This is a genomic window from Flavobacterium aquidurense (assembly GCF_002217195.1).
Classification (GTDB): Bacteria; Bacteroidota; Bacteroidia; order Flavobacteriales; family Flavobacteriaceae; genus Flavobacterium; species Flavobacterium frigidimaris.
The window spans coordinates 1-24955 of record NZ_MUGR01000069.1; the positions used below are offsets into that span (position 1 = coordinate 1).

Genomic DNA, 24955 nt, shown 5'->3' on the forward strand with positions numbered 1-24955 from the left:
TGATGCCTTAAATAATGTACTCAATATTAATTTATTAGAATATGCTTATCAAAGAGGATATACTAAATTATTAAGTGCTAAAGAATCTGCTACTTGGGTTTCTTTAAAGAATCCGAGTACTGGTGATCACATTAGAATAAAAACTAAGTCTAATCCGATGCTATATAATAATAATGATACTAATTTAAATCAAGACAGAGGAAATATAATCAATTTTGTTATAAATAGATTAGAAAGCAACATCACACAAAATCCACGACCCGACAAAGAACTTTTTAAAAGAGCCTTTACTCTTTTAAAATCTTATAACGGAGATATACAATTTGAATCTAGATTTGAATCTGTAAATCAAAAGATCAAAAATTTAGATATTGAAGAATTTGTTAAATTAAAATTAGCTAATTTAAGAGACTGTACTATTCAGAGCAAAGAATATCTGAAAAATATTAGAAAAATAAACCCTGAAATATTATCAAATCCGATTTTTTTAAATAAAATAAAAGAATCTCCAGTTTCTTCAACAGAGCCTAATTCATTAGCTAATATTTGTTTTGTTAAAACAGAATTAAACGGCACATTAACGGGTATTGTTACGCAATATCATAATTCGAAAGAAAAGACTAATGTAAAAAGAGTATATGAAGAAACAGATAATATTTGGATATCCAATAGAGTAGAGCAACCTAAAAATTTTATTTATGGTGAATCTGTTATAGACTGTCTATCTCATTATGAAATTTATAATGCAAAATCGTCATGTTATGCCTCATTTGAAGGACAAACGTCAGAAGAAAAATTAAATAAACTTTATCATGTATATCAAAGCTTGGGATTAAAAGCGACTATAACAAGTATAACTGATAATGATTATAACGGAAATAATTATGATATGGAGACCGCAGTTTATTTTTATAATAAAAATCATGCTGAAAATCCTATAAATAAAACCTTAGATAATGATTGTATAAAGTATACTATTCAGAACCACTTAAAGGGTATAAACATCGGGGAAATAGTAGAAAAAATGTCGTTAATATTAAAATTGGAAGCTCCCCATTATCATGATTATTTTAAAAATTGTTTAAAGCTAATTCAAACTGAAAAAGAGACTATTCTTTTTGTTCCCTATAAAAATAACGAACAAAAAGTGTCACACTTTTTAAAACCTTTAGTACAAGCTATCCATTTCGCAAATGATATAAAATTTTTCAATCATAAATCAAAAAATAAAGATTGGAATGAGGATTTGCAGCAAATAAAAAAAAACCAGCAACAAAGTAAAAGACATTCTTTATAATGAAAGTAAATATATTTTTAATTTTAAGTTTAGGTTTGTGTTGGCAAATTTGTCATTCACAGAAGACTTTTTTTCCTAAAAAAAAGACAGAGCCTGAAACTGAAGTTAAAAGTTCTTTTTTTAAAAAAGCTTCGGAAGAAACCGAAAAAACTAAAGAGGAATTAAAACCAATAAAAGATACCATTATTAGTTCTGCTTCGATTGTTGATAATAGTAAAGTTCTTTATTCTATAAAAAATGATTCTGTTTTTGATCTTAAAAATAAGGATATTAATTTTTTAACGTCTCCCTTAGAAAAAGGAAGAATAACATCTTCTTATTCAAAAAACAGATTTCATCCTGTTTTAAAAAAATGGTCAGCTCACAAAGGAACAGATTTTGCAGCTCCATATGGCACACCTATCGAAGCTACAGCAGGTGGAGTAATAGAAAAAACAGGATATACTAAAGCAAATGGAAATTTTGTAAAAATTAAGCATAATGATACTTATTCAACTCAATATTTACATATGTCTAAAATTTTAGTAAAACAAAATCAAATAATTAAAAAAGGGGAAAAAATTGGTCTTGTAGGCAGTACAGGTTACGCATCGGGTCCTCATGTTTGTTACAGGTTTTGGGTGAACGGTGTTCAGGTTGACCCTTTTTCTGTTAACATTGCAGCAATTAAGACGAAACATACTTTAGAAAAAACTTCATTAATAGAAGAAGAAAACGAAAAAGATTTTAAAACTTTTGTCAGCGGTTTTTTCAAAAAAATACCACAAGAAGACTAGTTTATTGTTAAAATGATTTCTTTTCTAGTCATTCATTTTTTATATATTTTTAAAGTAATATAGGCTTTATTATATAATATCTATATATTTGCTGAGTAATTTAATTTTTTTTAACACATAAAAACATATATTTTAATCTAAACACCTACATTAATATGAACAGAAAATTTTTAATGCTTTTATTTTTTTGCCTTTTGATACAAAAATCAAAAGCGCAATCTTATTCGGATGCCGTATCGTTTAATGCAGGAATTACCCAAAGCGGGTTTGGAGTAGCACTTTCGTATAATTATTTAGTAAATAGACATGATTTCATTGTCGGTGGGGTTTTCGGTTCTATGGCTAAAGAAAAATATATTGATACGATTGATATTCCTTACAATGATTTTACAGTTACTCTTGGTTATTCTAAGAATGTATTTTTTGACCGTTTGAACAATTTTAACGTAAATGTTTCAGCAGGTGGGGTTTTCGGTTATGAAGCCATAAACAACGGAGATAAAGAACTTAGTAACGGAGCAGTTATTCTAAGTGAATCAGGATTTATTTATGGAGGATTTATTGGAGTTGAGGGATTATATAATATTTCAGAAGACTATTCTATACTTCTTAATGCAACTGAATTTTATCATGCTAATTCTTCACTGGGTCAATTTATACCTTTTATAAGTGTTGGAATAAGATATTACACTAATTAAATATATTATTATATGAAAAAGTTTTACATTTTTTTTAAATACTGCTTCCTATTTATTTTAATTTTTTTGATGGGATGCACAAAAGACATTGATATCCAAGAGGTCTTTGATTTTGAATTAGATATTAGAGTTCCTCAAGAGGGTTTTGTTTTTGAAACTGCTCCTTTTGACGTTACAATAAAACCTCAAAAAATTGTAGATGGAACAACTTACAAAATGAGTTTTGTTCTTGAAACAGGAGAATCTTATTTAGAAACGGCTTCACCGACTATTGTTATAAAGGATGATGAAAAATACATTTTCCCATCAAGTTTAGAACAATCATTTAAATATATACCTAAAACTGTAGGAACAAATAAAATCATTGTAACAGTTGCGGATAATCACGGTGTAGTTAAAACTAAAACAATAACATTTCAAGCAAAACTAGCACCTTTTACATTTTTATTAACACCCAATCTTAGTTCATATACTATTAATGCAAAAGGAGCAATCACATCTACTCTAATACGTAAAGAAACGGATTCTTTTAAATTTTCTTATTTAGTTGAAAATGGTACAGGAACGTTTTTTGATGGAACAACAGAAATTCTTGTTGGAAAAGAACATGTATTAGAAAACGGGGTTAAAGAACTGCATTATATGCCTACAACGTTAGGAGTACATAAAATAACTGCTACAGCCACAGCATCAGACGGGGCAAAAATTACTAGACAGATAGAATTAGTTGTTGATAATGTGCCTTTTACATTAAGTGCAACAGCTGCAACGACTTCTGTTAATGTAAATCAAGATTTAGTAATTTCAATTGATTTATCTGAACTTACAAGGACTTCAAATGTTACCTATGAATTAGCTCATTCGTTTGACCCTAAAGGTATTTCAGGAACCATTTTAAACCCTGCTGGATTACCTGTACAAGCAGGAGTGTTTTCTCCAATTGTAAAAGGAACGTATCAATATAAATTTAGACCAACCGGGAAAGGAGTTTCAACAATAACTTTTAAAGTTAAAGATAGTAATGGTCAAACAAAAGAAGCTACAGTTGTTATAACAGTAGAAAATGTACCTTTCTCTTTTACTGCTACACCATCAGAGAAAGCAATCCGACTAAATGAAAAAACTATTTTGAATTTTAATTTAGTTCCAAATGCACAAAATAGCGATGGAGTTACTTATAAATTAGTTTATCAATCAGTAGAAGGGGATGGAACAATGACGGATTCTAACGGAACTACTATTAATGCAGGAACACCTGTTGTTGTTACAAAAGGAGCTTTTAGCTTTGGATATGTTCCTAAAACGTTAGGCAATCATAAGCTTAATTTTGTTGTAACAGATAATAAAGGAGAGGAAAGAACAGGAACGATTGAAATGGCTTCGGCTCATACCCCTGTAACTTTTAATGTTTCAAGTGTAACACAAACTTATGTAAATCAAGGTGTCCCTATTAATTTTGTGATAACGCCACAAAATGCAGCTGATTTAAATTATAAAATGAATTATTTTATAAGTGGAGGAGAGGGCAAATTACAAAATGGAACAACTACCGTTGAAGCTGGTCAATTTTTTGATGTTTCTAAAGGTGCTTTTCAATATAAATTTACACCTATTGTTGCAGGAAATTTTGTTTTAACATTTCAATTAAAAGATAGCAATGGACAAATTGTTTCTAAAGATGTTACAATTGTTGTACTTAATAATAAATTTAGTTTTACGCCAACTCCTAGTCAGAATGTTTTTGTAAATGAAAACAATGTGTTTTCTTATGCGCTAGTTCCAACCGGAGATTATGCAGGAACAACTTATAATGTGTCCTATTCAATAGAATCAGGCAAAACAGGTTCTTTCTTTCAGAACGATAAAGAGTTACAGCAAGGTATTCCAATTACAGTAGCCCCTACAGCTTTTAAATTAATTTACAAGCCCACAGCAGTAGGAATACATAAAATTCATTATATAGTTACTGACAGCAATGGATTAAAAGAAGAAATTATACAAGAAGTAAATGTAATTGCATCTGATTTTAAATTTAATATTCAACAAGCGAATACTAAAATTTATAAAAACAATTCTGATGCGTTAATTTTAAGTCTTTCACAGGAACAAATTAACCCACGTATAAAATATACACTTAAATATACTATTACAGGTATAGGGAAGATACTAGACAATGGTACTCCCTTAAAAAATGAAATTGAAATTAGTCCAGGGAATCACAATTATACTTTTATATCCGATCAAAGCGGAACAAGTAAAATTGAGTTTATAATGACTGATACCAACGGTATTACTCATTCTCAAACGATTAATTACACTGTTATAAATGCTGATTTTTCTTTATCCACTTCGGGGGATGGTACAATTAATTTAGGAAAATCAAAACCGATTAATTTCTATTTATCTCAGGTTGTTCCTGATGATACAGCAACTTATGAAGTGCGTTATCTAATTCAATCAGGAAGTACCGGAGCAGGAAAAATTTCGAAAGACGGTAACGAAATTCCTTTTGGAACTTTTCAAACCGCTACACTTGGAAGCACAGCTTTAACTTTTTTAGGAACACAAGTAGGAATTATTAATTTGAAAGTTGAAGTTAAAGACAGTAATGGTGTAATTCACTCTTCTATAATTGCATTTAATATAGCTGAAATAAGCTATACATTTACAGGAGGAGCCCAAAATAATTCTATCTTTTTAAACGGTTCTACGCCTTTAAATTTTGATATTACGGAATCTTCTATATCGGAAACGAACTATGAAATTAAATATTCTATTTCACAAGGAGAAGCTGAAATAAGAAATGGGGCTTCTGTTGAAAATGCTAATGTGTGGTATCCTGTAGCAGTTGGAGGTTTCAATAAAACTTTTATAGCTACAGCAGTAGGAGAAGTAAAAATATTATTCACGGTGCGTAATAAAACTACTCTTATAGAAAAAACACAAATAGTTTCGGTTAGCGTTAAAGCTTCTGAATTTACATTCACGGCCAACGCAACAAGTAATAACGAAATCACTAAAACACCTGTAAACGTTAATTTTAATATTGCACAGACAGGAGGAGGAGCAGACACTTATCAGATGATATTCAGTACTTCTAGTACAGGTACATTTACCTATAATGGTATTACTTATACGTCAGGACAAGTTATTCCTTTCAATATTGGCTCTTCAAACGGTAAATATACCGGAACTGTAGGAGGAGTCCACAATATAACTTTTAGTGTTTCAAATCAAAACAATCTTTCAAGAGTAGCTAATGTAAATCTGACATATAAAAATAACGACTTTACACTTGCCACATCGGGAGACGGTTCATTGAATGTAAATACAGAAAAAGGATTCAATATGTTCTTATCTCAAGAAACACCTGACAATGCAATTTCTTATCAAGTTAAATATTCTTTAGCTTCGGGAACAACAGGAAACGGAATTATAACAGATGGTACGAATCCGATTGCTTTTGGAGATTATCAAGATATTTCAAAAGGAACAACAGCAGCAGTTTTTAGAGGAACAGCTGAGGGCGTTGTAAATGTGTTAGTGACTGTAAAAGACAGTAACGGAATTACTCGTACATCGACATTAGTGTTTAATGTTAAAGGAGTTGATTATAGTTTCACAGGAGCATCACAAAACAATTCGATTTTCTTAAATGATGCTACTCCTCTTAATTTTGATATTACAGAAACTATTTCATCAGGAACTAACTATGAAATGAAATATGCTATTACAGAAGGAGCAGGACAAATTAAAAACGGTGCTACGGTTGAAAATGCAAACGTTTGGTCTTCTGTATCGGTAGGAAGTTTCAATAGAACATTTGCAAGTACTGCCATTGGTTCAGTAAAAGTATTATTTACAGTACGAAATAAAACTACTTTGGTTGAAAAATCATTAACTATTACACTTAATGTTAAAGCTTCTGAATTTACATTTACAGCCAACGCAACAAGTAATAATGAAATTACTAAAACACCTGTAAATGTTAACTTTAATGTTGCACAAACTGGAGGGGGAACAGATACTTATAAATTGATTTTTAGTACTTCAAGCACTGGAATTTTTACTTACAATGGCGTTGATTATACCGCAGGACAAGTTATTCCTTTTGTTGTTGGAGCATCAAACGGTAAATATACAGGTTCAGTAGGTGGGGTGCACAGTATTACTTTTTCAGCATCTAACCAAAATAATGTATCTAAAACAGCTAATGTAAGTTTGACTTATATTAATAATGATTTTTCACTAGCCACAACTGGAGACGGCACACTAAACGTAAGTGCTTCAAAATCATTTAATGTTTCGTTGTCTCAACAAACACCTGATCCTGCAATTACTTACCAAGTTAAATATTCTTTAGCTTCAGGTACAACAGGGAACGGAGTTATAAGTGATGGAACAACGGATATTCCTTTTGAACAATATATTACGATTTCTAAAGGTATTACGAGTCCTATTTTCAAATCAACAGCTTCTGGAATTGTAAATGTGTTAGTAACAGTAAAAGACAGCAACGGTATAATTCATACATCAACACTATCTTTTAATGTGAAACCGATTGATTATACATTTACTGGAACAGTTCAAAACAATTCTATTTACGTAAATGGTTCTACACCAATTAACTTTGAAATTACTGAAAACATTTCATCAGGAACAAATTATGAAATGAAGTTTACCATTACTAATGGAGATGGACAAGTTAAAAATGGTGCTACAATTGAAAATTCAAATGTATGGACACCTGTCACAGTAGGAAATTTTAATAAAACATTTGTTGGTACAACTTTGGGCTCAGTTAAAATATTGTTCACGGTACGTAATAAAACAACAATGGTTGAGAAAACTCAATTGATTGATGTAAATGTAAAAGCTTCTGAATTTTCATTCAATGCTAATGCAACAGCAAATAATCAAGTTACCGGAACTCCTGTAAATATTAATTTGAATTTAATTCAAACAGGAGGTTCAGGTGATGTATATAATTTACAGTTTTCAACATCAGGAACAGGAACTTTTACCTATAATGGAACAACTTATACCGCAGGACAGCTTATACCATTTTCAGCAGGAGCTTCAAGCGGTACATATACAGGAGCTACAGCAGGAACACACAATATAACATTTACTGTTACTAATCAGCTAAACGCCTCAAAAACAGCTAATGTAAGTTTAAAATTTATAAATAATGATTTTACATTGTCGACCACCGGCGATGGAACTGTATTTGTAAATCAACTCAAAGATATTAATGCAATTATCTCTCAATTAATACCTGACCCATCTATACAATATCAAGTTAAATTTTCTTTTGAATATGGTTCAGCTACAAATGGACAGGTGTTAAAGGGAGGTAACCCAGTTGCGTTAGGTTCTTATTCTCCAATTGCGTTAGGGAATAACCTATTTTCTTTTAAAGGTCTTGCAGCAGGAAGTGTAACTCTATTAATTGAAGTGCAAGACAGTAACGGAATTAGACATTCTTCATCTGTCGCTTTAGATATTAAAAACACAGAATTTAGTTTTACGGGGGGAGTTATTAATCCTAATGGTTTTGTAAATGAAGCTTCTTCTTTAAATTTTGAACTTACAGAAGCTTCATCATCAGGAACAGGTTATGAGTTATCTTATAACATCACAAACGGTAATGCAACAATTAAAGACGGAGGAACAACTTTAGTGCCATTTCAATGGAATGATGTATCAGTAGGCACTTTTACCAGGTCATTAATACCTTTAACTGGTGGGAATATTTCGGTGACTTTTACAGTTAGAAATAAAGTTACATTACAAACTAAAACAGTTAATATTAATGTTAACTCTTATAGAAAACCTACTCTTACCAATATCCGAACAGGAATGAGAACAGGAGGTTCTTATAATTGTGGAGGAGGAGCTTGTGACAGAGATTACGATTACTTATTGTCATTTACTCAACAAATAGACCCGACCGCTACATTAGCTCAGGTTAAATTAGAGGTTAAAGACAAAAATCACGGAAACGCATTAAGAACTTTTTTCCTTACTAATTTTGTTCATAATTTTGATGGTTACATTAATATGAAGCATCAAGGATGGGAGCTGTCAGAATATTGGGAGTTTAACGGACAATCTTATACGCTTACGGCAACCGATAGCAATGGTTATTCTATTGTATATACAGGAACATTTACAAATGTCGAATCAGATTTCCAATAAACATAATTAATACTAAAACGTTAGGTATTAAAAAAGGGCTGCTATTTTTAGCGGCCCTTTTTAGTTCTTAAAAAATTTAATTTATATTATTTAAATGGCTTCCATTCCGTAGGCAACATTTTGTTTTAAATTATCATCATAAACTTGATAATTATATGTTTTTAAACCATTAAAATTATAAAAATCAACTTTGGTTATTTCTCCTGCAAATACACCTTTATCATATAAAGTTATTGTTTTTTCATCTTTATTTAATTTATACGTAAAAACTAAGCTGGTTTCATCAGCAGAACAAGAAACACCTTTCATAATAAAGGAATAATTTGTTTCAGTAATTTCAAGATTATTGTCTAATGTACAGGTTCTATATCCCTCTTTTTTTAAATCATTGTTTTTTACTCCGTCTCCATTCAAATCAACAGCTTCTTGAACACTTACAGAAGTATATTTGTAAGTTCCTTTTAAATTTGATTCTGTTACTTCTGTAGTCGGATCATTATTTTCATCTTTAGAACATGATACTAAAACTAATACAGATAATGTAACTCCTAATACTCTTATAATCTTTTTCATATATTCTCTTTTTTATTTATTGGTTTATAATTTATTTCTAACTCTATATTTTCTTTTTCGCAATATTCATTTAATTTATCTATCGATATAGATGTGTTTCCTTTGCTATACCGTGCTACTGTACTTTGCGTAACATTCAAAATCTTTGCCAATTCATAATCTGTTTTAATTCCTAAAAATTCTTTTAGTTTTTGAATTGCTTGAATTGTGGCTTTTTTCATAAAATTAACATATCATATTTGTATAGTGCAAATATAGTATATATATTTGATAAAAAATAATTTACTATGAAAAAATCTTATGTTTTATGTTCCGTTTTGTTTTTTACTTGTCTAATTTCTTGTAAGAAAGAACTAACCCAACCCGAAGCCGTAAATAAAATTAATGTTATGGTTTCCTCAAAAGATATGACTAAAGCAACTTTTGAAAGAGAATTACTTCCTATCGTAAACGATCTTTACGAACAAGATAGTGTGAAGTATAGATTGATACATCATATTGCCTTAAAAGCACAGCAGGAAAGGAGTAGTGAAATTTTTAAGTTGCAAGTAAAAAGCCTTAAAGCTGAAATGAAGTTTGTTAATGTTAAATAATCGTTTATTAAAATTTAATACCCACACAATATGAAAAAAATTAAACTATTATCTATAAGCTTAATTATAATTTTATTTTCTTCCTGCAAGGAAAATTCTAAATCTTCTAATGATTCATCAAATATTTCTTCTAATATTAAAACAGGAGTTTCTATTACAAAAGATCCTCGTAAATCTGATGATGAACATTTTGGAAATATTTATGTGTATAAACTATCTTTTAGTCCGTCAATTGTTCCAACAAATACATCTGCAAAAATAAGTATAAGGGTATTTGATAATATTAAAAAAAAGAATAGAGATTTTACAATTAAAACAATACCTGAAAGAGACGGTTATTATAAATTTTATGTAGCTAGTGACCAAAATAAAGATGTTATGGATTTTGATAATCAGCCTTATACCCTTACAGTAAAAACAAGCGATGGAAAAAGCGTTTCTTATGACGACAAATTTACAAATGATTTAAACGATTCAAATTAACACGTATGATTACAGTTATAGCAGAAAAACCATCCGTTGCCAAAGACATAGCTGTCTTCTTAAAAGCGGATGCAAAGAAACCCGGTTATTATGAAGGAAATGGCTACTTTGTTACTTATGCTTTTGGCCATTTAGCACAAATTAAAGATTTTAAAGAATTGGGTTTTAGTGGTAAATGGGAACTTTCAGAAGTTCCTTTTTTCCCAACTTCGTTAGATTTAAAACTTAAAGATGATGCCGGAGTTCGTAAACAATTTAAAGTTATTTCTGATTTGTTTAAAAATTCTAAATCGATTATTTGTGCTACTGATGCAGGAAGAGAAGGAGAACTAATTTTTAGATATGTGTATGCGCTTACGAAATCTTCTGTTCCTTTTCAAAGATTGTGGATGACTTCACTTACTCATAAATCTATGGTGAAATGTTTTTCTGAATTAAAAAAAGGAAGTGATTATGATGATTTATTTTATTCTGCTAAGGCTCGTAATGAAGCCGATTATATTGTTGGTTTGAATGCTACCATTGCCTTAACAGCTAAAGTTGCAACGGGTGGATTACTCTCTTTAGGACGTGTACAAACACCTACATTAGCTCTTATTTGCTCACGTTTTATAGCTAATAGGGATTTTATCGCCAAACCTTATTTTACACCGCAATTGTTTCTTTCTCCTTTAAGTAATACTAATTTTAATTTTACTGCTTCTTTTGAAAAAAACTTTGATGTTAAAGAAGAAGCTCAATTGGTAATTAATACAGTACCTAATTCTTTAATTGTTACTGATTTGGTTACCAAAGATGTGAACGAAACACCTCCTTTACTTTTTAATTTAAGCTTATTGCAAAAATTAGCTAATAAAAAATTGGGTTTTACTGCGCAAGAAACGCTTGATATAGCGCAGCAGCTTTATGAAAAACATAAAATTATTTCATATCCTCGTACATCATCCAATTATCTTAGTGATGATTTTTATTCTGAAATTCCAGCGTTATTTTCTAATTTAATTTCTATAGATTTTAAAACAGATATTGTTTCTTCTTTGCTTAATTCACCATTATCTAAAAGACCTTTTGATAATGATAAGATTTCAGATCATCATGCAATTATTCCAACAGAAAATATTCCTGACGTTGAACAATTTTCTGTATCAGAAAAAGAATTATATTTTTTAATTCTTACTCGTTTTGTTGAAGCTTTTCTTCCTAATTGTATTAAAACAGCAACTAAAATTACTTTTCAATCTGAAAAAGGGTTATTTATTTCTACCGGTAAGGTTGTTAAAGAATTAGGCTGGCGAGTGGTAGGCTCTATCGATGCTTCTAATGAACAAAAAGAAGAAGAGGAACAAAAATTACCATTACTTGCGGTTGGTCAAAGTGTATCGGTTATTAAAAAAGAGATAATTTCAAAACTAACAAAGCCTTTGCCTGTTCACGATGATAGTTCTTTGCTTGAAGCAATGCTTAATGCTGGGAAATTAGTAGATGATAAAAACCTTTCTTCTGCAATGAAAGAAAACGGTTTAGGTACAGAAGCTACAAGAGCCTCTATTATCGAGGTTTTAATTGCACGTAAATATGTCGACAGGGATAAAAGAAAGTTAATTCCGAGCAAGCTCGGTTTAAGTGTTTATTCCCTTGTCAAAGATTTAGATATTGCCAAACCTGATTTAACGGGTACATGGGAGGAAAAATTGCTGCATATTGAAAATGGAAATTATCAAAGGACTGTTTTTAATAAGGAAATTCAAAATTACACGTCTAATGTAGTCGCTTCTATTAAAGAAATGAATGTTTCTGACGTTGCAGTTCAAATTAAAAAAAACAATGCTTCTGAGCCTGTTTGTAAATGCCCTAAGTGTAAATCAGGTGATGTTTTTAAAGGCTCTGTGTTTTTTAAATGCAAAAATGAAAATTGTGATTTTATTATTTTTACTAAAATTGCTTCTACGATAGTTTCTGATACCAATATTGTGAAGCTTTTAAAGACTAATAAATCGAATTTGATTAAGAATTTTGTTTCCTCTAAGACCAATAGACATTTTGAAGCTTTTCTGATTTTTGACGTAAATTTTAAAACTAAATTTGAATTTGCTAAAAAATAATATAAATCTGAAAATTATGAAAGAAATTGAATTACCAAAAAATTTAGGAATGAATGGTTTTAGTGACAAAAAAATAGTAGATAATGATTTAATAGACATTTCTTTGCTTACTGAGATTAAAGGTTATATTGTTGCAGAGCTTACTCCTCGTGCAACAATTAATTTAAGGCATTCTTCTTATGGACTTAAACATAAATGTGAAAATTATATAGGAAAGTATGTTTCTAACGGGCAATTTATTGCTTCAATGATATTAGTTGGGTATAAATATAAACAAGATGATATAAACGCTTATTTTAATATTAAATCAATTCGTAATTAAAACAATTTGCAAAGAAATTCGATAATTATGACGTTCCCTTTGGGTCGGGCTATCCGCACTCAATTTTTTTGAGGAAGAAAAAACCTCAAAAAAGATTTCAAACAATCGCTACTATCCCTAACGCTTAGCCGGACACGACAAAAAAAGACAGCTACAAATAGAAATGCTGTCTTTTTTTGTCCAGTCCTCACCTAAAGTATAACACTTAGAAAATCCTCTTTTGTAATTTGAAAAAGTTTTGAAAAAAAACACTTTCAAAGTTACAGCTCTTCTTCTCCCATTTTCTTAGCATTACCGGGTTTTTGGACTTGGACAAATCTTGGCCATAAAAGCCAATTTGTCCAGGACCAAAAACAAGGAAGTATTTTTATGAATTGGTGAAAACCATTTCATAAAAAATATAAATTAATTTTTTTAAATAACGTGTAAATGGCTTCCAGATCTTTTCTGCAGCAGGTCAAAACAACGTTAAAACAAGTGCCAGGGATTTACTCAAGAAAATTAAAATAACGTTAAATAAGCAACCGGTGTCGAATTGGCCAACTCAAAAATTACGTGATTCTTATGATTTATTAATTGTAAATAAAAATACGATGCTTAAAAATTTATTAAAGGAAAAGAATAGTGTCGGCTAAGAAAAAAGTACTTAAAAATTTAACAAAATTAAATTCAATATATTAATTATATAATTAGGATAATTAATATATTAATCTTATCTTTACGTAAGTAAGATATGAGACACTAACCTAGTAATACAAAATGCTATGAATATTGATTTAAGAAACATTTCAGAAGAATTTGAAAAACAAGTAAACGAAATAAAAAAGAAATTTGATATTAATACCAATTCTAAAGCTGTTGAGTATTGTGTTGTCAACTATCTTATAAAATTAAAAGAGATCGAAAAGCTTAAACTTGAATTAAGTAATGAAAAAGAAAAACATTCTATTCTTAAAAATAAACTTCATCAATTGAAAGAATTTTTTGCATGGATAAATAACGTGTAAATGGCTTTCGGATCTTTTCTACAGCAGGTCAAAACAACGTTAAAACAAATGCCAAGGATTTACTCAAGAAAATAAAAATAACGTTAAATAAGCAACTGGTGTCGAATTGGCCAACTCAAAAAATACGGCAAAAATAAACTAATTATAAGAGCAGAAGAAAATGAGTTTTATTGACAAAGACAACGATAAATTTTTAAATACAGTAAGATATTTTAATGCTAAACATCCTGATGCAGTTATTGTTTTTAAAACTGGGGATGCAAAGGATATTGTTTATGAAGCATTTTTAAGAGATGCTGACTTTTTAGAAAAATATTTAGGATTACACCGTATTACTTCTCTAAATGATGTTAACTGGGTTGCTTTCCCCGAGGATTATTTAAATACACTTGTAAAAAAAATAACAAGATATTTTAAATTTATTATCATGGAAGAAGTTCAGGACACTGAGGGATTTCAATTAACAATTAATTTTATTTAAAACTAAACATCATGGGAAAAATTATAAGAACTTTCTTTTCAATACTTTGGTCACTTCCTAAGTATTCGTTTATATACATTATTTACTTGTTCTTTAAATGGTTCTATAATAATCTGCACTAAATAGCGATAATTAATTATATATTTGTAATAAAATAATATAATTTAATAGTCTTTATAAGTAATGATTTCAAGCCATTTAGGAAATAGATTTAAAGAGATAAGAATTTCTGTTTTTGAAGAATCACAGGAATATTTTTGTGAAAAAATAAATGAATATATCCTGATTCAATTTGGAAAAGAACAATATAAAAATTTATTTTTTTCGCAGCCACTACTTTCTTCTTTTGAAAAAGACAATAAAATATCTTTAAAAAAATATATTCTTTTATTGAATTATTTATACAAAAAAAAGAACATAAATCCGTCATGGTTGCTTTTAGAAAATAATAACAATCAACCTAAACTTCTTAAGCAGTTAGAAATTGACCAAACTGTAGTACAGATAGTTGATAATATTGAAGAAAAATATCAAGCCATGTCTAAAGATTTGAACGACTTAAGAATAATAATCGATAATTCTGTTTTTGGCTAATTATTTTATGTTTATTTTTTTTGGGCTATTGATGAAATAATGTGGTATCTCTAAAACTAAATTTCTTTCTCCTCCATTCTCATTTACCTCAAAAGTTAATTTTTTATTGTTGTCAATTGAAAATTGATCGAAAACAAAGACAAATCTTTTTTCAGAATTTCCTTTTATAGTTCGTGTTAGGTTGTATATTAAAATAGGATTTTTTTCTAAATATTGAGCAGAAGAAGCTTTGTTTTCATTTCCAGTTTCGACATACGATTTTATGTAATTTATGCTATAATCTAACGCACTTTCATTTTTAAAAGTTAAAACAAAATAAAGTTTATTTTTTAAATAGTAAACATTGTCGAATCGTATAGTAATATTATATAGCTTGTCAAAAACACGCTTAACACTATTATTGTTTTTTACTAAATTTTCACACTCATAACATTTTATTTTTGTATTCTCAGAATCATTAATTACGGTACTCCCTACAATATAATCATTCTCTCTTATATTTTTATTTACATCACCGTTTTTGCTTTTAAAAGACAAAGTATCATTTTCTTTTCCTTTAATATTTTTTGAACTGTAGTTTAATTTTACACCTAAACTATCAGGGATAATTAATATGTTTTTTTCGTTTGCTCCATACAAAAGATTTATGTTGAATACAGTACCGTTTTCAGTTTTTACTATTAAACTGGTATCCTCTGCCAATTTTGTTTTGGCTTTTAACAAAGCCATATTTTCAGGAGAGTCTTCGTTAAATTCAAAATCAAAATCACTATTTGAAACGATTCCTGAAATGATATTACTTTCAAAAATGAGCGTAGTATATTTTTTATCTCCTACTTTAATTTGAGCATTTATTAGAAATGGAAAAATTAAAAATAAAGTTATGTATATATTATTTTTCATCTGCTATTTTTATTATTACTTTGTAGTTGTTTAAAAGTTCAACTTTCTCTTCTTTTACCTTTTTTTCAAAAACGCTTAATATAGTTTTTGAAAAAGGAATAGAACCTAAATTACCTAAATCATCAGCTTGTACAATTCCTTCTTTTTTTAATTCTTTTTGTAAACTCGCATTAAGATTTGGTGTTAAGATATATAGACCTTTTCCTGAATCTTCTGAATCATAAACGTCTAATTTTATGTCAGTTTGATTGATTTTACTTATTTCAATTAATAATCGGTTAGGCTGAATTTTAGCAAACCCATATACTACCGTATTTGCTTCATATTTTTTGCCTTTATAATAAAATTCTTTTGTAGTAATTAATTTAACTCTTTCGTTGTTTCTAATTGTTTGATTTGTATGTACGCTGGCAAAAATACTTATTGCATTATCATTCTTTGTTTTTGTTCCGGTAGTTGATTTAGTAGTTTTTGATTTAAAAAAACCGCTTGTTTTTTCTACTGTACCTGTTTTTTCAATTGAAGAACTTTTCTCAGATGGTTTATCCCAGGAATCAAATACGGGTTCGCTATATGATTTTGAAGCTGTTGTATTAGCGAATTTGGTTTTTTTAGGCGCAGAACTATATTTTTTTTCGTTTATTGTGGTAGAACTTGTATATGATTCACGATTAGAGGTGGTTTCTTTAGGTTTTAAAGAGTTATAATTTTCATTTGAAGCTCCACTATTCTTTTTTACTTCATATTCTTGTAATCCTGTTGAATTAAGTTTTGCTCTGTTCAAGCTGTCCATTTTTATTTTTTCCAATTTTTCAAGCATCGATAAACTATCCTCTTTTTGATTGGAACTAGGAACAGATAAATTTAAATAGGAAGCCTCTCCACTTTCGTTTAGAACTACTTTATCTGTTGCGCTTTTGTTTTCTTCTAAAGGATTTGTAAAAACAAATACAAGAACCAATATAGCAGCTACAATAGCTACAGCAATTACGATTATATTTTTTTTATTTATATTTTTATTTACTTCCATTAGTTTTTTATTTTGGTGTGGCCGTGACTACAGAGTTATCTAAAATTGCAATATCATCGATTATTAAACCGTGTGGGTTTGTTTCTAAAACTCTACCCGAACTATTTTTAGAAATAGAACCTTTTAGATCTAAATTTCTAAGTTCTGTTATATCCCCTCTTATTACTTTTTGAAAACCTTTAGTTTGAAAATAATCTTTGCCATCTTGTTGGTAAAATTGAATTGTTTGTACATATGATTCAATCATTAAATCATTATTTATTATTTTATCGTACCAGCCTTTAGCTTTTAAGGTTTCATAAAGCGTAATAGCTGATTTACCTGATAAAGCCAAACCTAATTCAACTCTTTGTTTATAATTTGTTTTATCATAACTGAAAAATCTAGCATAAAAAAGCCTTATATGATTGTCAGCTTCAATTTTAAAAACTGCATCTTCAGATGATTTTGAAGCAGATAATATATCCCCTTGACCATCTACAACTAATAATTTATTATTTGATACTTGATAGATCATAAAGCATAAAAATAACACTAAAACCAGAGATGAAGTAACAACAATTAAAGCAAAGCTTCGATATCCATTTACTACTTTATTAATTGAATTGTAATTGTTCTTTATTTGTTCCATAATTTATTTATTTAGAAAAACCTTTACTTGCTCCGCTTGTTGCTGCACCTGTAGCTGCACTTGTAGCTGATTTGGCGACAGCTAAAGGTATAAAAGCAGAAGCAAAACCACTTCCAACAGAGTTTCCTCCACCTACCCAACCACTTACAATTGCAGGTACTTTTGCTAATATGATAATTTTAAAAGCAATAAATATAAGCGTTAAAGCAATGTATATTAAGAGAAAAGAAACTAAGTTTCCTAATATAGAAGATAAACCACCTACTAAATCTGCACCTGAAACACTTGTTCCTACAGGAAACTCGGGTAACATTTCATTTAAGATTTTAATTAGTATTGAATTAATTAAAGTCATGAGTAAAGCAGATAAAGGAATCCAAAGACTTATAGATAATACTGTTTTAGCCCAATTAATAAGAACAGTCCAGCCACCTGTTAATAATGACACAGTAAAAGCTATTCCCCCACCTAAAAGTGTTATTTTAAGCCATAATTTGCTAAAAAAATAAAACATAACATATAAAAAAGAATCAAATACTAAAGAGGTTTTATAAACAGATTGAAGTGCAGAAATCGTAATTTTATCATCCAAAATAGATATTTGAAAAGCCACATAGTCAATTGGTCCGATATTATCGGATGAACCCAATTGTTCAACTATAGCGGTTCTGTCTTCTATCTCTTTCAAAACATCATCGACTTTGGCGAAGTTTTTAGAGTTAACGTCATACGCTGTTTTTTGTTGCTCTACAACTGTTTGAGCGATTCCTTTTGAGGCATCTAATATGAAACTTTGTAATAATGGCCAGCCTGCAATCATTATAAGATAAAAAACGGGTTTTTTATAATTTTCAAAAGCAAAGCCTTCACCAGCTCGTAATAAATTTTGTATTGTTATTTGTGCAAATTGCCAAACAACAACAATAGCACATAAAGATTGTAAAATAATATTTAAAGTGTCTGTCAATTTGAAATTATCCAAAACAGAATCAACAGCAGACAATATATCAGAAAAATTAAATCCTGTTTCCATAATAATTATTTTGAACGGTTAATCACTTTTATTAATTGTTCTGATTTCTCTCGTAAATCTTTTGATTTTTGATATAAGCTTGTAATTGCACTCAATCGCTCAGCATCATTCATTGAAAGAACATTATCAGAAACGACAGTTGCAGACAATTCACTAAAAACATCTACATCTGCTGTCAAATCATCCGTAGCTCTTAATAAATTCTTTCTGATTGTAGAGTGTTCGATAGAATTTATTAATCTAGGAACTGATGAAATATTATTATAAGTACCCTCTAAGTTATCAAGAATTTGCCCACATACTTTAGCACTTTTAAAAGCATCATTTACTTTTTTGGCAGTAGTATATATCTCTTTTGCCATTTCATAACTTTCTTTTGCGGTTTTTAAAGTCTGTAAAGTATTAGACGCATTTTGTACTAATTGCGCATACCCTACTGGGTCACTAACTAACATTGCTCCTTGAGAGAAAGAAAGGCTTGAGGTTAATAAAATAATTAAAAATAAAGTTGTTTTAATCGTTTTCATAATTTCTTAGTTTAGGTATGTTTTTACGGTTTCTTCAATGTTGTTATTAGATTGATAATAAATATCATCAAACTTTTTAAGTCTTGATTTCTCTGAATCAAATATAACGGCAAATTCAGGTGATGTTTCAATATTTACTACTTTGGAAAATTCTGAGCCTAAAATCAAAAGTTTTTGAGAATATCTAATTTTGTCTCCTGCAAAATCTGATTTTTGTTTGTTTTTTATAGATAATAATTGAGCTACATCACTATCTTTTAAAGACAGTTTTTGTTTCAATCTTGGCACAGAGTCTAACACGTTTTTATGGTTGTATATGTGTTTTATGGCACAGTTCCCAAGAATAGCACTCTCTACAATTTCATCCCCTGCTAAGTCGGTTATTTGCTGAACAGCTATGCCTACTCCACCATCAAATTTCCTTATAGTTTTATAAAGATATTTTAAAAGTAACGCCATCCCAGAATCTTTTTTCTCTAATATTTTCCAAGCTTCATCTATAAAGAAATCTTTATATCCCTCTAATGACCACATCGTATTAAAAGTTATATCTGAAATAAGCATAGAAAAAATAGTGAATAAAAAAGGATGATCTTTGATGTTGTCAAGCTCAAATTCTACATATTTCTTTTTGTCAAATAAAGAGGGTTTACCTTTTGAAAATAATGTTGAATAATTGCCAACAGCAAATTTTTCAAGATTTATAATTAAAGAATCAACATCAAATAAATTAGTAGAATTATTGTAAAACTCTTTTATTTTTTCTTTATTTTCCACAACATATGAGAAAAAAGAGTTTAAAGAATAATCTTTATTTCCTTTAATAATAAAATGCCCTTTATCATTTTTGTTTTCTAAATCAACTTCGTAATAAAAATTAATAATTTTATTTAAGATTGAATGTTCTGTTCCGTTTGCATCTCTTTTCCCGTTCCATAGCAGCCAAACAAACGTTATTAAAAATTCAATTTTATCATTTGTTATTGATTCTTCAACATAAAAAGGATTAATTTGTAAGGTTTGCCCTTCTTCATATTTTATATAAACCGCATCATTATTTCCATTTCGGTTAATCAACCTAACCATCTTATCATCACCTCCAATATTGATAACAATTTGGTCAAAACCCATCATATATTGTTGGTAAATTTTTGATCTAGAATCAAAAGATTTTCCTCCTCCAGAGGGCGCAATTACAATATAATTTCTATTATCAATTATTTTTGTTTCATAAGGTTTAAAAAATGTATCTAATTTAAAGGGTATGTTATTATTTCGATTGGAATAAATAAAACCTTTTTCATTTTCAAAAGAAATTGAATTTCCATCAAAAAGAGTATAAATTAATCCTATTTCTGCGATAGTAAGAAAAGTATATTCCACAGGCATATAACCGCCACACCCGGGTGTATTAGAAATAAAGATATAAGGATAATCTAAATAATCATATTCTGTTGGAACAATTCCTAATCTACCAAAAGTACCTTGTAGAGTTTTTTCAGTTTCTTTCAAAAATTGTTCATTTTCATCAAATATGGTAATATTAAAGCAAGTTCTAACTATTTTTTTTCCCTCTTTTTCTACAGAATCTAAAAAATTTGCTAAACGATTGCTTGAAATTTCATTTGTTGATTTTAAACTGGCAATACCTTTAGCTTTTGCCCTATTGGCTTCTAATTCTTTTTTAAGAGCTTCTTGATTATCATAAAAAATGAAGCTGTTTAAAACGTGATCACAATCAAAATTGAAACCAAGTTTTGACATATAGCAGTTATACATTTTTGACATTTCCGAAGAATCCGCTTCATTAACTAATGCCAAATCTATTTCTCCATCACGTTGATTAATGTCTTCATCTAAAGCGTAGATTCTAAAATGCTTATTACCGATTGTCATTTTTGGTTTGAAATGAGGTGAAACCACCTTGTTAGTTTCATAACCATTAAAATGAGAATCAACAAGATTGATTAATTCTCTATCGCTAACTTTTTTAATTACAAAATCATCTGATATTGTTGCAATCGCTTTTTCTACAGAAGATTTATAAGAATCTATTTTATCTAAAAATACCTTTTTATCAGGTATTTTATTAAAATATTTTATTCCTGAAAGTTTTCTTTTAAATCCCAATGTATCTAAAAAAGTAACGTAGAGATAACTGCTTTGTTCACGATATTTTCTTTTATTAAAATGATTTGCAATTGAGTTATCGAAAAAATCATCATTAATATCAAATACTGTTGACGAATCAAAAGTTTTTGTTACGAAAACATCCTGACGATGAATTAAAACATTAGCAGGCAATACTAACATCATTTGGAGTAAAGCAGTATGTAAAGAATTATATTTATCAACGGAGACTGTATTTATTTCTGCTAAATTAAGTTTGTAACAAAAAGATACATCCCCTATTTCTGTCAAAATTGCATTATCTTCAAAACAATGAATCGGATTAATTTTATCAAAATTCATAACTAATACATTTTTTTAATTGATTTTTTCATTTTAATAAAATCAATAGGATTATAAAAATTATTTACAATTTTGGCGATTTTTTTTGGACCATATTTTGTTTGATAATAAAACAAAAAGAAATAAATAACAATAGAAAATATGCCACCGTAGAGTATTCCAAAAAGGGCGAATTTGGAAGAAAGCCCCATTATAATTATAGCTGAAACTAGAACAAAAACAAAAAAAGTATTATAATACAATCCAATTATTCTAGCTGGCTGATTTATTTTTTTATGGATAACATATCCCTTAGATTTTTCTTCCATATCCCTCCTTTTTTATTCTGCTAAGAAAAATTCAATAATACCTTGTAGCAATGCTGCAAAAACTAAAGCTAAAATAAAATTACCAATAGCCTTTTTTCCACTACCCCCATCATCAGCCTGAACTTTGAAGTAAGTATGTAATCCACCACCAATTGCAGCTAAACCAATTACAGCTCTAGACACTAGAAGAAGAGTAGCCTTCCAAGTATTTATTTTGCTAACTAAATCCCCACCTCCTTGCTGAGCGTATGTAATCATTGGCAAGAAAATCATGGCAATTGATAAATAATAAATAATGTTCTTTTTTTTCATAGTTTTAAAATATATAATTAATAATCGGTTTTATTAAGTTCATTATCCAAATCAGATATAGCTTGTCTTTCTGCTTCGTCAAATTCTGCGTTTAAATCTTCCATAAAAGACCCCTCTTCTACATTAATTGCATAATCATGTACACTATTAGCAATTTCATTTTGTATTTTTTCAGCTTCACTTTCTATAAATTGATTTGTTTCATTAGATAAATCAAAAGCAACAGGTTCATTTAAAATACTATTTTCATAGACTAAACTTATATTTGAATTATCAGGCACATAATTATCACTTTCAAAATTTAGCACAATATCTTTTTCATTAAGTATTGCTTTTTCAGCTTCTATAGAGCTTTGATCAGGAGTAAAAAAAGATTCTTCCATAATTAATATTTTATCGCCCAAATCAATAAACTGATAGGTTATATTATTTTCTTTGTGCGTGATAATATTTGATTTGTTTATAATTTGTGTGTGTTTTTTAAAAAAGTCTATATTACTAGGTACAGAAAATTCATTCTCCTTACTAGAAGATACCGTAGCTTCTTTTTTTTGGAGAGAATTTTCTGTAACAAAGATATGTTTTATTAAAATATAAACCAAAATCACAATACAAATTAGCAAACCAAAGACTAAAAGATAATTAAGATTAAATGCTACATTCATAATTAAAATATTTTAAGTTATAGTGTTTTGTTAAACTCAATAGAAGCAAGTTTATACTCTTCTTTTATTTCATCTGAGTTTCTATTAAAAAAATCGTTAATAATATAATTTATAATTTCGGTCTTATTACTGTCTTTGTTTAAAGATGCAAGTAAGTTTATTTTATTCATATTATATTCATAAAGTTGAGCCGTTGTTTTTAACTGCTTATATTCAGATAAAGAATTGTCAAATATTTTTTTATATTCAAATTCTTTTGTTTTAGACTTTTTTTTAATGCTTAAGTCGTTATTGACGGGGCTTAAAATATTTGAATTGCTAATTTCCTGTGGAGACGCATCACCTGTAATATCAAAACTTGTTTCCCCTCCTGTTAAGTCAGCAAAATTGATTTTTGGTTTACTCATTTTGATTAAGATTTAAAATATTATAAATTTCTTCAAGTAAATGATAGGGATTTTTTATCCCTGCTCCTACTTTTATCGGAACAATTGTACTATAACGTTCGATTTCTGGACTGCTATATATAGCATTTTTTAATAAAGGATATTTTTTTGATTCCATAAAATCTCTCATTACTTTAAAACTACTTCCGTTTTTACCAGTATAACCATTAAATTGATTAAAAAACAAATGGAAATCAGCCTTTAACATTCCTTTTCCTTTAAGTTCTTTTAAAGAGTGAGCAAATTTAAAAGTGGCACTTCTACTATTTTTATCAACATAAAAAGGTATAAATATATAATCAAGTTCCTTTAAAAGCAAGATAGTGTTAGAATGAATATTTAATGAGCCAGGGAAATCTAAAAAAACGAAATCATATTTGCCATTTAGTGAATCTAATTTTTGTTTGATAATAGCAAAATCATCGTATAAACTCATTTTAAAAAAATCAGGAAATGATTGATTTGTATTTTCTTTGTTTTTTAAAATTGTTTGATAGATTAACGAATTGCTTTTTGGCGGATTATTATCTATTTCCTTTAATTCTGCCTTTCTTGCATCAATCAAAGATTCTTGTGGGTCAATGTCAACAACTGCTATTCGTCGTTTTAAATGACTAAGTAAGCCAGTAGATAAAATCGAAGTTATTGTAGATTTTCCACTTCCTCCTTTTGATGAAGATACTGAAATATATTTTGTTACCATAATTATTTTTTTGTAAACATACTAATAAAAATAGTAATATACAAATATATTAATAGAAATATTTGTAAGTAGTATTATATACTTGTTTGTGTATTTGTTTTTTTACTAATTAGTAGTTTTGTCTATTTGTTTATTTGTAAAAAAGTAATACAGTAATATTATTTTTTTACAATACTACAATATTGTAATATGACATTACTATAATATTGTTATTCTACAAAGTAGTATTTTTATAATGTTGTAAAGATGTAATTCAACACTAATGTAACATTGTAAAACCGTTAAATTATTAATGATTTTTTAAATATTATTTTATAAGGTAAAGTTAAAAATAAATTGAGTAAATTTGTTTTCAAAGGAAAATAGCAAGGTATGTTTTTGTCCGACAAAAACCCTTGAAATTATCTTCGTAAACTCGATAATTTGGAAAAAATAAATCAATATATTTTATAATAATTCTTATGGCAAGACCTATAAAACCTGATAGCGAAAAGAGGACAAAAAAAATAACAATTCGATTTACTGAAACAGAATTTAAGTTTATAAATAAGTTTGGAAATAATTTATCAGATGTTATACGTGACGTTTTTATGCAAAAATTTAACGACAAAAAAATTATAATTAACACTGATAAAGACCCAAAGTATATTAACGAACTAAATAAAATAGGAGTGAATTTAAATCAAATATCAAAAAAATATAATTCTATGGGTGAATTATCATCCTTAGATATTGATAAATTGAATGCTGTTATTGACATTCTTAATGAAAAAATACAAACTATTTTAGAATAAAAAT

Annotated in this window: 25 protein-coding genes; 12 read left to right on the top strand and 13 right to left on the bottom strand. The window is 28.6% G+C overall.

The features are described from left to right. From B0A67_RS23920 to B0A67_RS23935, 4 genes are all read left to right on the top strand, one after another. Window positions 1–1297 (top strand): DUF3991 domain-containing protein (locus tag B0A67_RS23920; RefSeq protein ID WP_089069585.1); only part of this gene is annotated, 1297 nt, incomplete at its 5' end. Next, window positions 1297–2073, top strand: a complete 777-nt coding sequence (locus B0A67_RS25445) for a M23 family metallopeptidase (protein ID WP_072965155.1) — start codon at window positions 1297–1299, stop codon at window positions 2071–2073. The genes B0A67_RS23920 and B0A67_RS25445, both read left to right, overlap by 1 nt. 155 nt (window positions 2074–2228) lie before the next feature. Continuing rightward, complete coding sequence (locus tag B0A67_RS23930) at window positions 2229–2771, top strand: conjugal transfer protein TraO (RefSeq protein ID WP_072965154.1); 543 nt, start codon at window positions 2229–2231, stop codon at window positions 2769–2771. Between the two features lie 12 nt (window positions 2772–2783). Then, the gene (locus tag B0A67_RS23935; RefSeq protein ID WP_072965153.1) at window positions 2784–8972 is read left to right on the top strand and encodes a TraQ conjugal transfer family protein; all 6189 of its coding nucleotides are present in this window, start codon (window positions 2784–2786) and stop codon (window positions 8970–8972) included. 90 nt (window positions 8973–9062) lie between these two features. Here the strand turns inward: B0A67_RS23935 and B0A67_RS23940 are convergent, their stop codons facing one another. Together B0A67_RS23940 and B0A67_RS23945 are read right to left on the bottom strand one after the other, a co-directional pair. Continuing rightward, on the bottom strand, window positions 9063–9545 hold the full coding sequence (locus tag B0A67_RS23940) for a hypothetical protein (RefSeq protein ID WP_072965152.1): 483 nt from the start codon (window positions 9543–9545) through the stop codon (window positions 9063–9065). Further along, window positions 9542–9766 carry a helix-turn-helix domain-containing protein gene (locus B0A67_RS23945; RefSeq protein WP_072965151.1) on the bottom strand — a complete coding sequence of 75 codons (225 nt, stop codon included), beginning with the start codon at window positions 9764–9766 and terminating at the stop codon, window positions 9542–9544. Before B0A67_RS23945 ends, B0A67_RS23940 begins: the two co-directional genes overlap by 4 nt. A gap of 66 nt (window positions 9767–9832) precedes the next feature. Here B0A67_RS23945 and B0A67_RS23950 point away from each other — a divergent pair, with 66 nt between their 5' ends. The 7 genes from B0A67_RS23950 to B0A67_RS23980 all read left to right on the top strand — a co-directional run bounded on the left by B0A67_RS23950 (window position 9833) and on the right by B0A67_RS23980 (window position 15127). Then, complete coding sequence (locus B0A67_RS23950; protein WP_072965150.1) at window positions 9833–10138, top strand: hypothetical protein; 306 nt, start codon at window positions 9833–9835, stop codon at window positions 10136–10138. A 30-nt stretch (window positions 10139–10168) separates the two neighbouring features. Then, window positions 10169–10621 (top strand): hypothetical protein, encoded by a 453-nt coding sequence (locus B0A67_RS23955; protein ID WP_072965149.1) that lies wholly within the window; start codon window positions 10169–10171, stop codon window positions 10619–10621. Between the two features lie 5 nt (window positions 10622–10626). After that, entirely contained in the window at window positions 10627–12723 is a 2097-nt protein-coding gene (locus B0A67_RS23960) for a type IA DNA topoisomerase (RefSeq protein ID WP_072965148.1), read from the top strand. Window positions 12724–12739: 16 nt separating this feature from the next. After that, complete coding sequence (locus B0A67_RS23965) at window positions 12740–13045, top strand: hypothetical protein (RefSeq protein ID WP_123887473.1); 306 nt, start codon at window positions 12740–12742, stop codon at window positions 13043–13045. A 764-nt stretch (window positions 13046–13809) separates the two neighbouring features. Further along, window positions 13810–14052 carry a hypothetical protein gene (locus B0A67_RS23970; protein ID WP_072965176.1) on the top strand — a complete coding sequence of 81 codons (243 nt, stop codon included), beginning with the start codon at window positions 13810–13812 and terminating at the stop codon, window positions 14050–14052. 160 nt (window positions 14053–14212) lie between these two features. Continuing rightward, on the top strand, window positions 14213–14533 hold the full coding sequence (locus B0A67_RS23975; protein ID WP_072965175.1) for a MutS N-terminal domain-containing protein: 321 nt from the start codon (window positions 14213–14215) through the stop codon (window positions 14531–14533). Between the two features lie 183 nt (window positions 14534–14716). Continuing rightward, window positions 14717–15127 carry a hypothetical protein gene (locus tag B0A67_RS23980; RefSeq protein ID WP_072965174.1) on the top strand — a complete coding sequence of 137 codons (411 nt, stop codon included), beginning with the start codon at window positions 14717–14719 and terminating at the stop codon, window positions 15125–15127. Here the strand turns inward: B0A67_RS23980 and B0A67_RS23985 are convergent, their stop codons facing one another. Genes B0A67_RS23985 through B0A67_RS24035 form a run of 11 tightly spaced genes read right to left on the bottom strand, consistent with a single transcriptional unit; the run spans window position 15128 to window position 24157 of the window. Further along, window positions 15128–16030: a DUF4138 domain-containing protein gene (locus B0A67_RS23985; RefSeq protein WP_072965173.1), complete on the bottom strand. Its 903-nt coding sequence runs from the start codon at window positions 16028–16030 to the stop codon at window positions 15128–15130. Then, the gene (gene traM / locus B0A67_RS23990; protein WP_072965172.1) at window positions 16020–17060 is read right to left on the bottom strand and encodes a conjugative transposon protein TraM; all 1041 of its coding nucleotides are present in this window, start codon (window positions 17058–17060) and stop codon (window positions 16020–16022) included. Before traM ends, B0A67_RS23985 begins: the two co-directional genes overlap by 11 nt. 7 nt (window positions 17061–17067) lie before the next feature. After that, window positions 17068–17691, bottom strand: a complete 624-nt coding sequence (locus B0A67_RS23995; RefSeq protein WP_072965171.1) for a hypothetical protein — start codon at window positions 17689–17691, stop codon at window positions 17068–17070. Window positions 17692–17698: 7 nt separating this feature from the next. Continuing rightward, a complete protein-coding gene (locus B0A67_RS24000) occupies window positions 17699–18724 on the bottom strand; it encodes a hypothetical protein (RefSeq protein WP_072965170.1) in 1026 nt (341 codons plus the stop codon). Window positions 18725–18729: 5 nt separating this feature from the next. Next, window positions 18730–19251 (bottom strand): hypothetical protein, encoded by a 522-nt coding sequence (locus B0A67_RS24005; protein ID WP_072965169.1) that lies wholly within the window; start codon window positions 19249–19251, stop codon window positions 18730–18732. Window positions 19252–19257: 6 nt separating this feature from the next. Next, window positions 19258–21723, bottom strand: coding sequence for a TraG/VirB4 family ATPase (locus B0A67_RS24010; protein ID WP_072965168.1), 2466 nt, complete (start codon window positions 21721–21723; stop codon window positions 19258–19260). A gap of 2 nt (window positions 21724–21725) precedes the next feature. Continuing rightward, window positions 21726–22031 carry a hypothetical protein gene (locus B0A67_RS24015; protein WP_072965167.1) on the bottom strand — a complete coding sequence of 102 codons (306 nt, stop codon included), beginning with the start codon at window positions 22029–22031 and terminating at the stop codon, window positions 21726–21728. A 12-nt stretch (window positions 22032–22043) separates the two neighbouring features. Beyond that, a complete protein-coding gene (locus B0A67_RS24020; RefSeq protein ID WP_072965166.1) occupies window positions 22044–22343 on the bottom strand; it encodes a hypothetical protein in 300 nt (99 codons plus the stop codon). Between the two features lie 17 nt (window positions 22344–22360). Beyond that, the gene (locus B0A67_RS24025; protein ID WP_072965165.1) at window positions 22361–23008 is read right to left on the bottom strand and encodes a hypothetical protein; all 648 of its coding nucleotides are present in this window, start codon (window positions 23006–23008) and stop codon (window positions 22361–22363) included. A 17-nt stretch (window positions 23009–23025) separates the two neighbouring features. Then, window positions 23026–23415 (bottom strand): hypothetical protein, encoded by a 390-nt coding sequence (locus B0A67_RS24030; protein ID WP_072965164.1) that lies wholly within the window; start codon window positions 23413–23415, stop codon window positions 23026–23028. After that, window positions 23408–24157 carry a ParA family protein gene (locus B0A67_RS24035; RefSeq protein WP_072965163.1) on the bottom strand — a complete coding sequence of 250 codons (750 nt, stop codon included), beginning with the start codon at window positions 24155–24157 and terminating at the stop codon, window positions 23408–23410. Before B0A67_RS24035 ends, B0A67_RS24030 begins: the two co-directional genes overlap by 8 nt. 461 nt (window positions 24158–24618) lie before the next feature. Here B0A67_RS24035 and B0A67_RS24040 point away from each other — a divergent pair, with 461 nt between their 5' ends. Next, on the top strand, window positions 24619–24951 hold the full coding sequence (locus tag B0A67_RS24040; RefSeq protein ID WP_072965162.1) for a plasmid mobilization protein: 333 nt from the start codon (window positions 24619–24621) through the stop codon (window positions 24949–24951). Window positions 24952–24955: the final 4 nt, after the last annotated feature.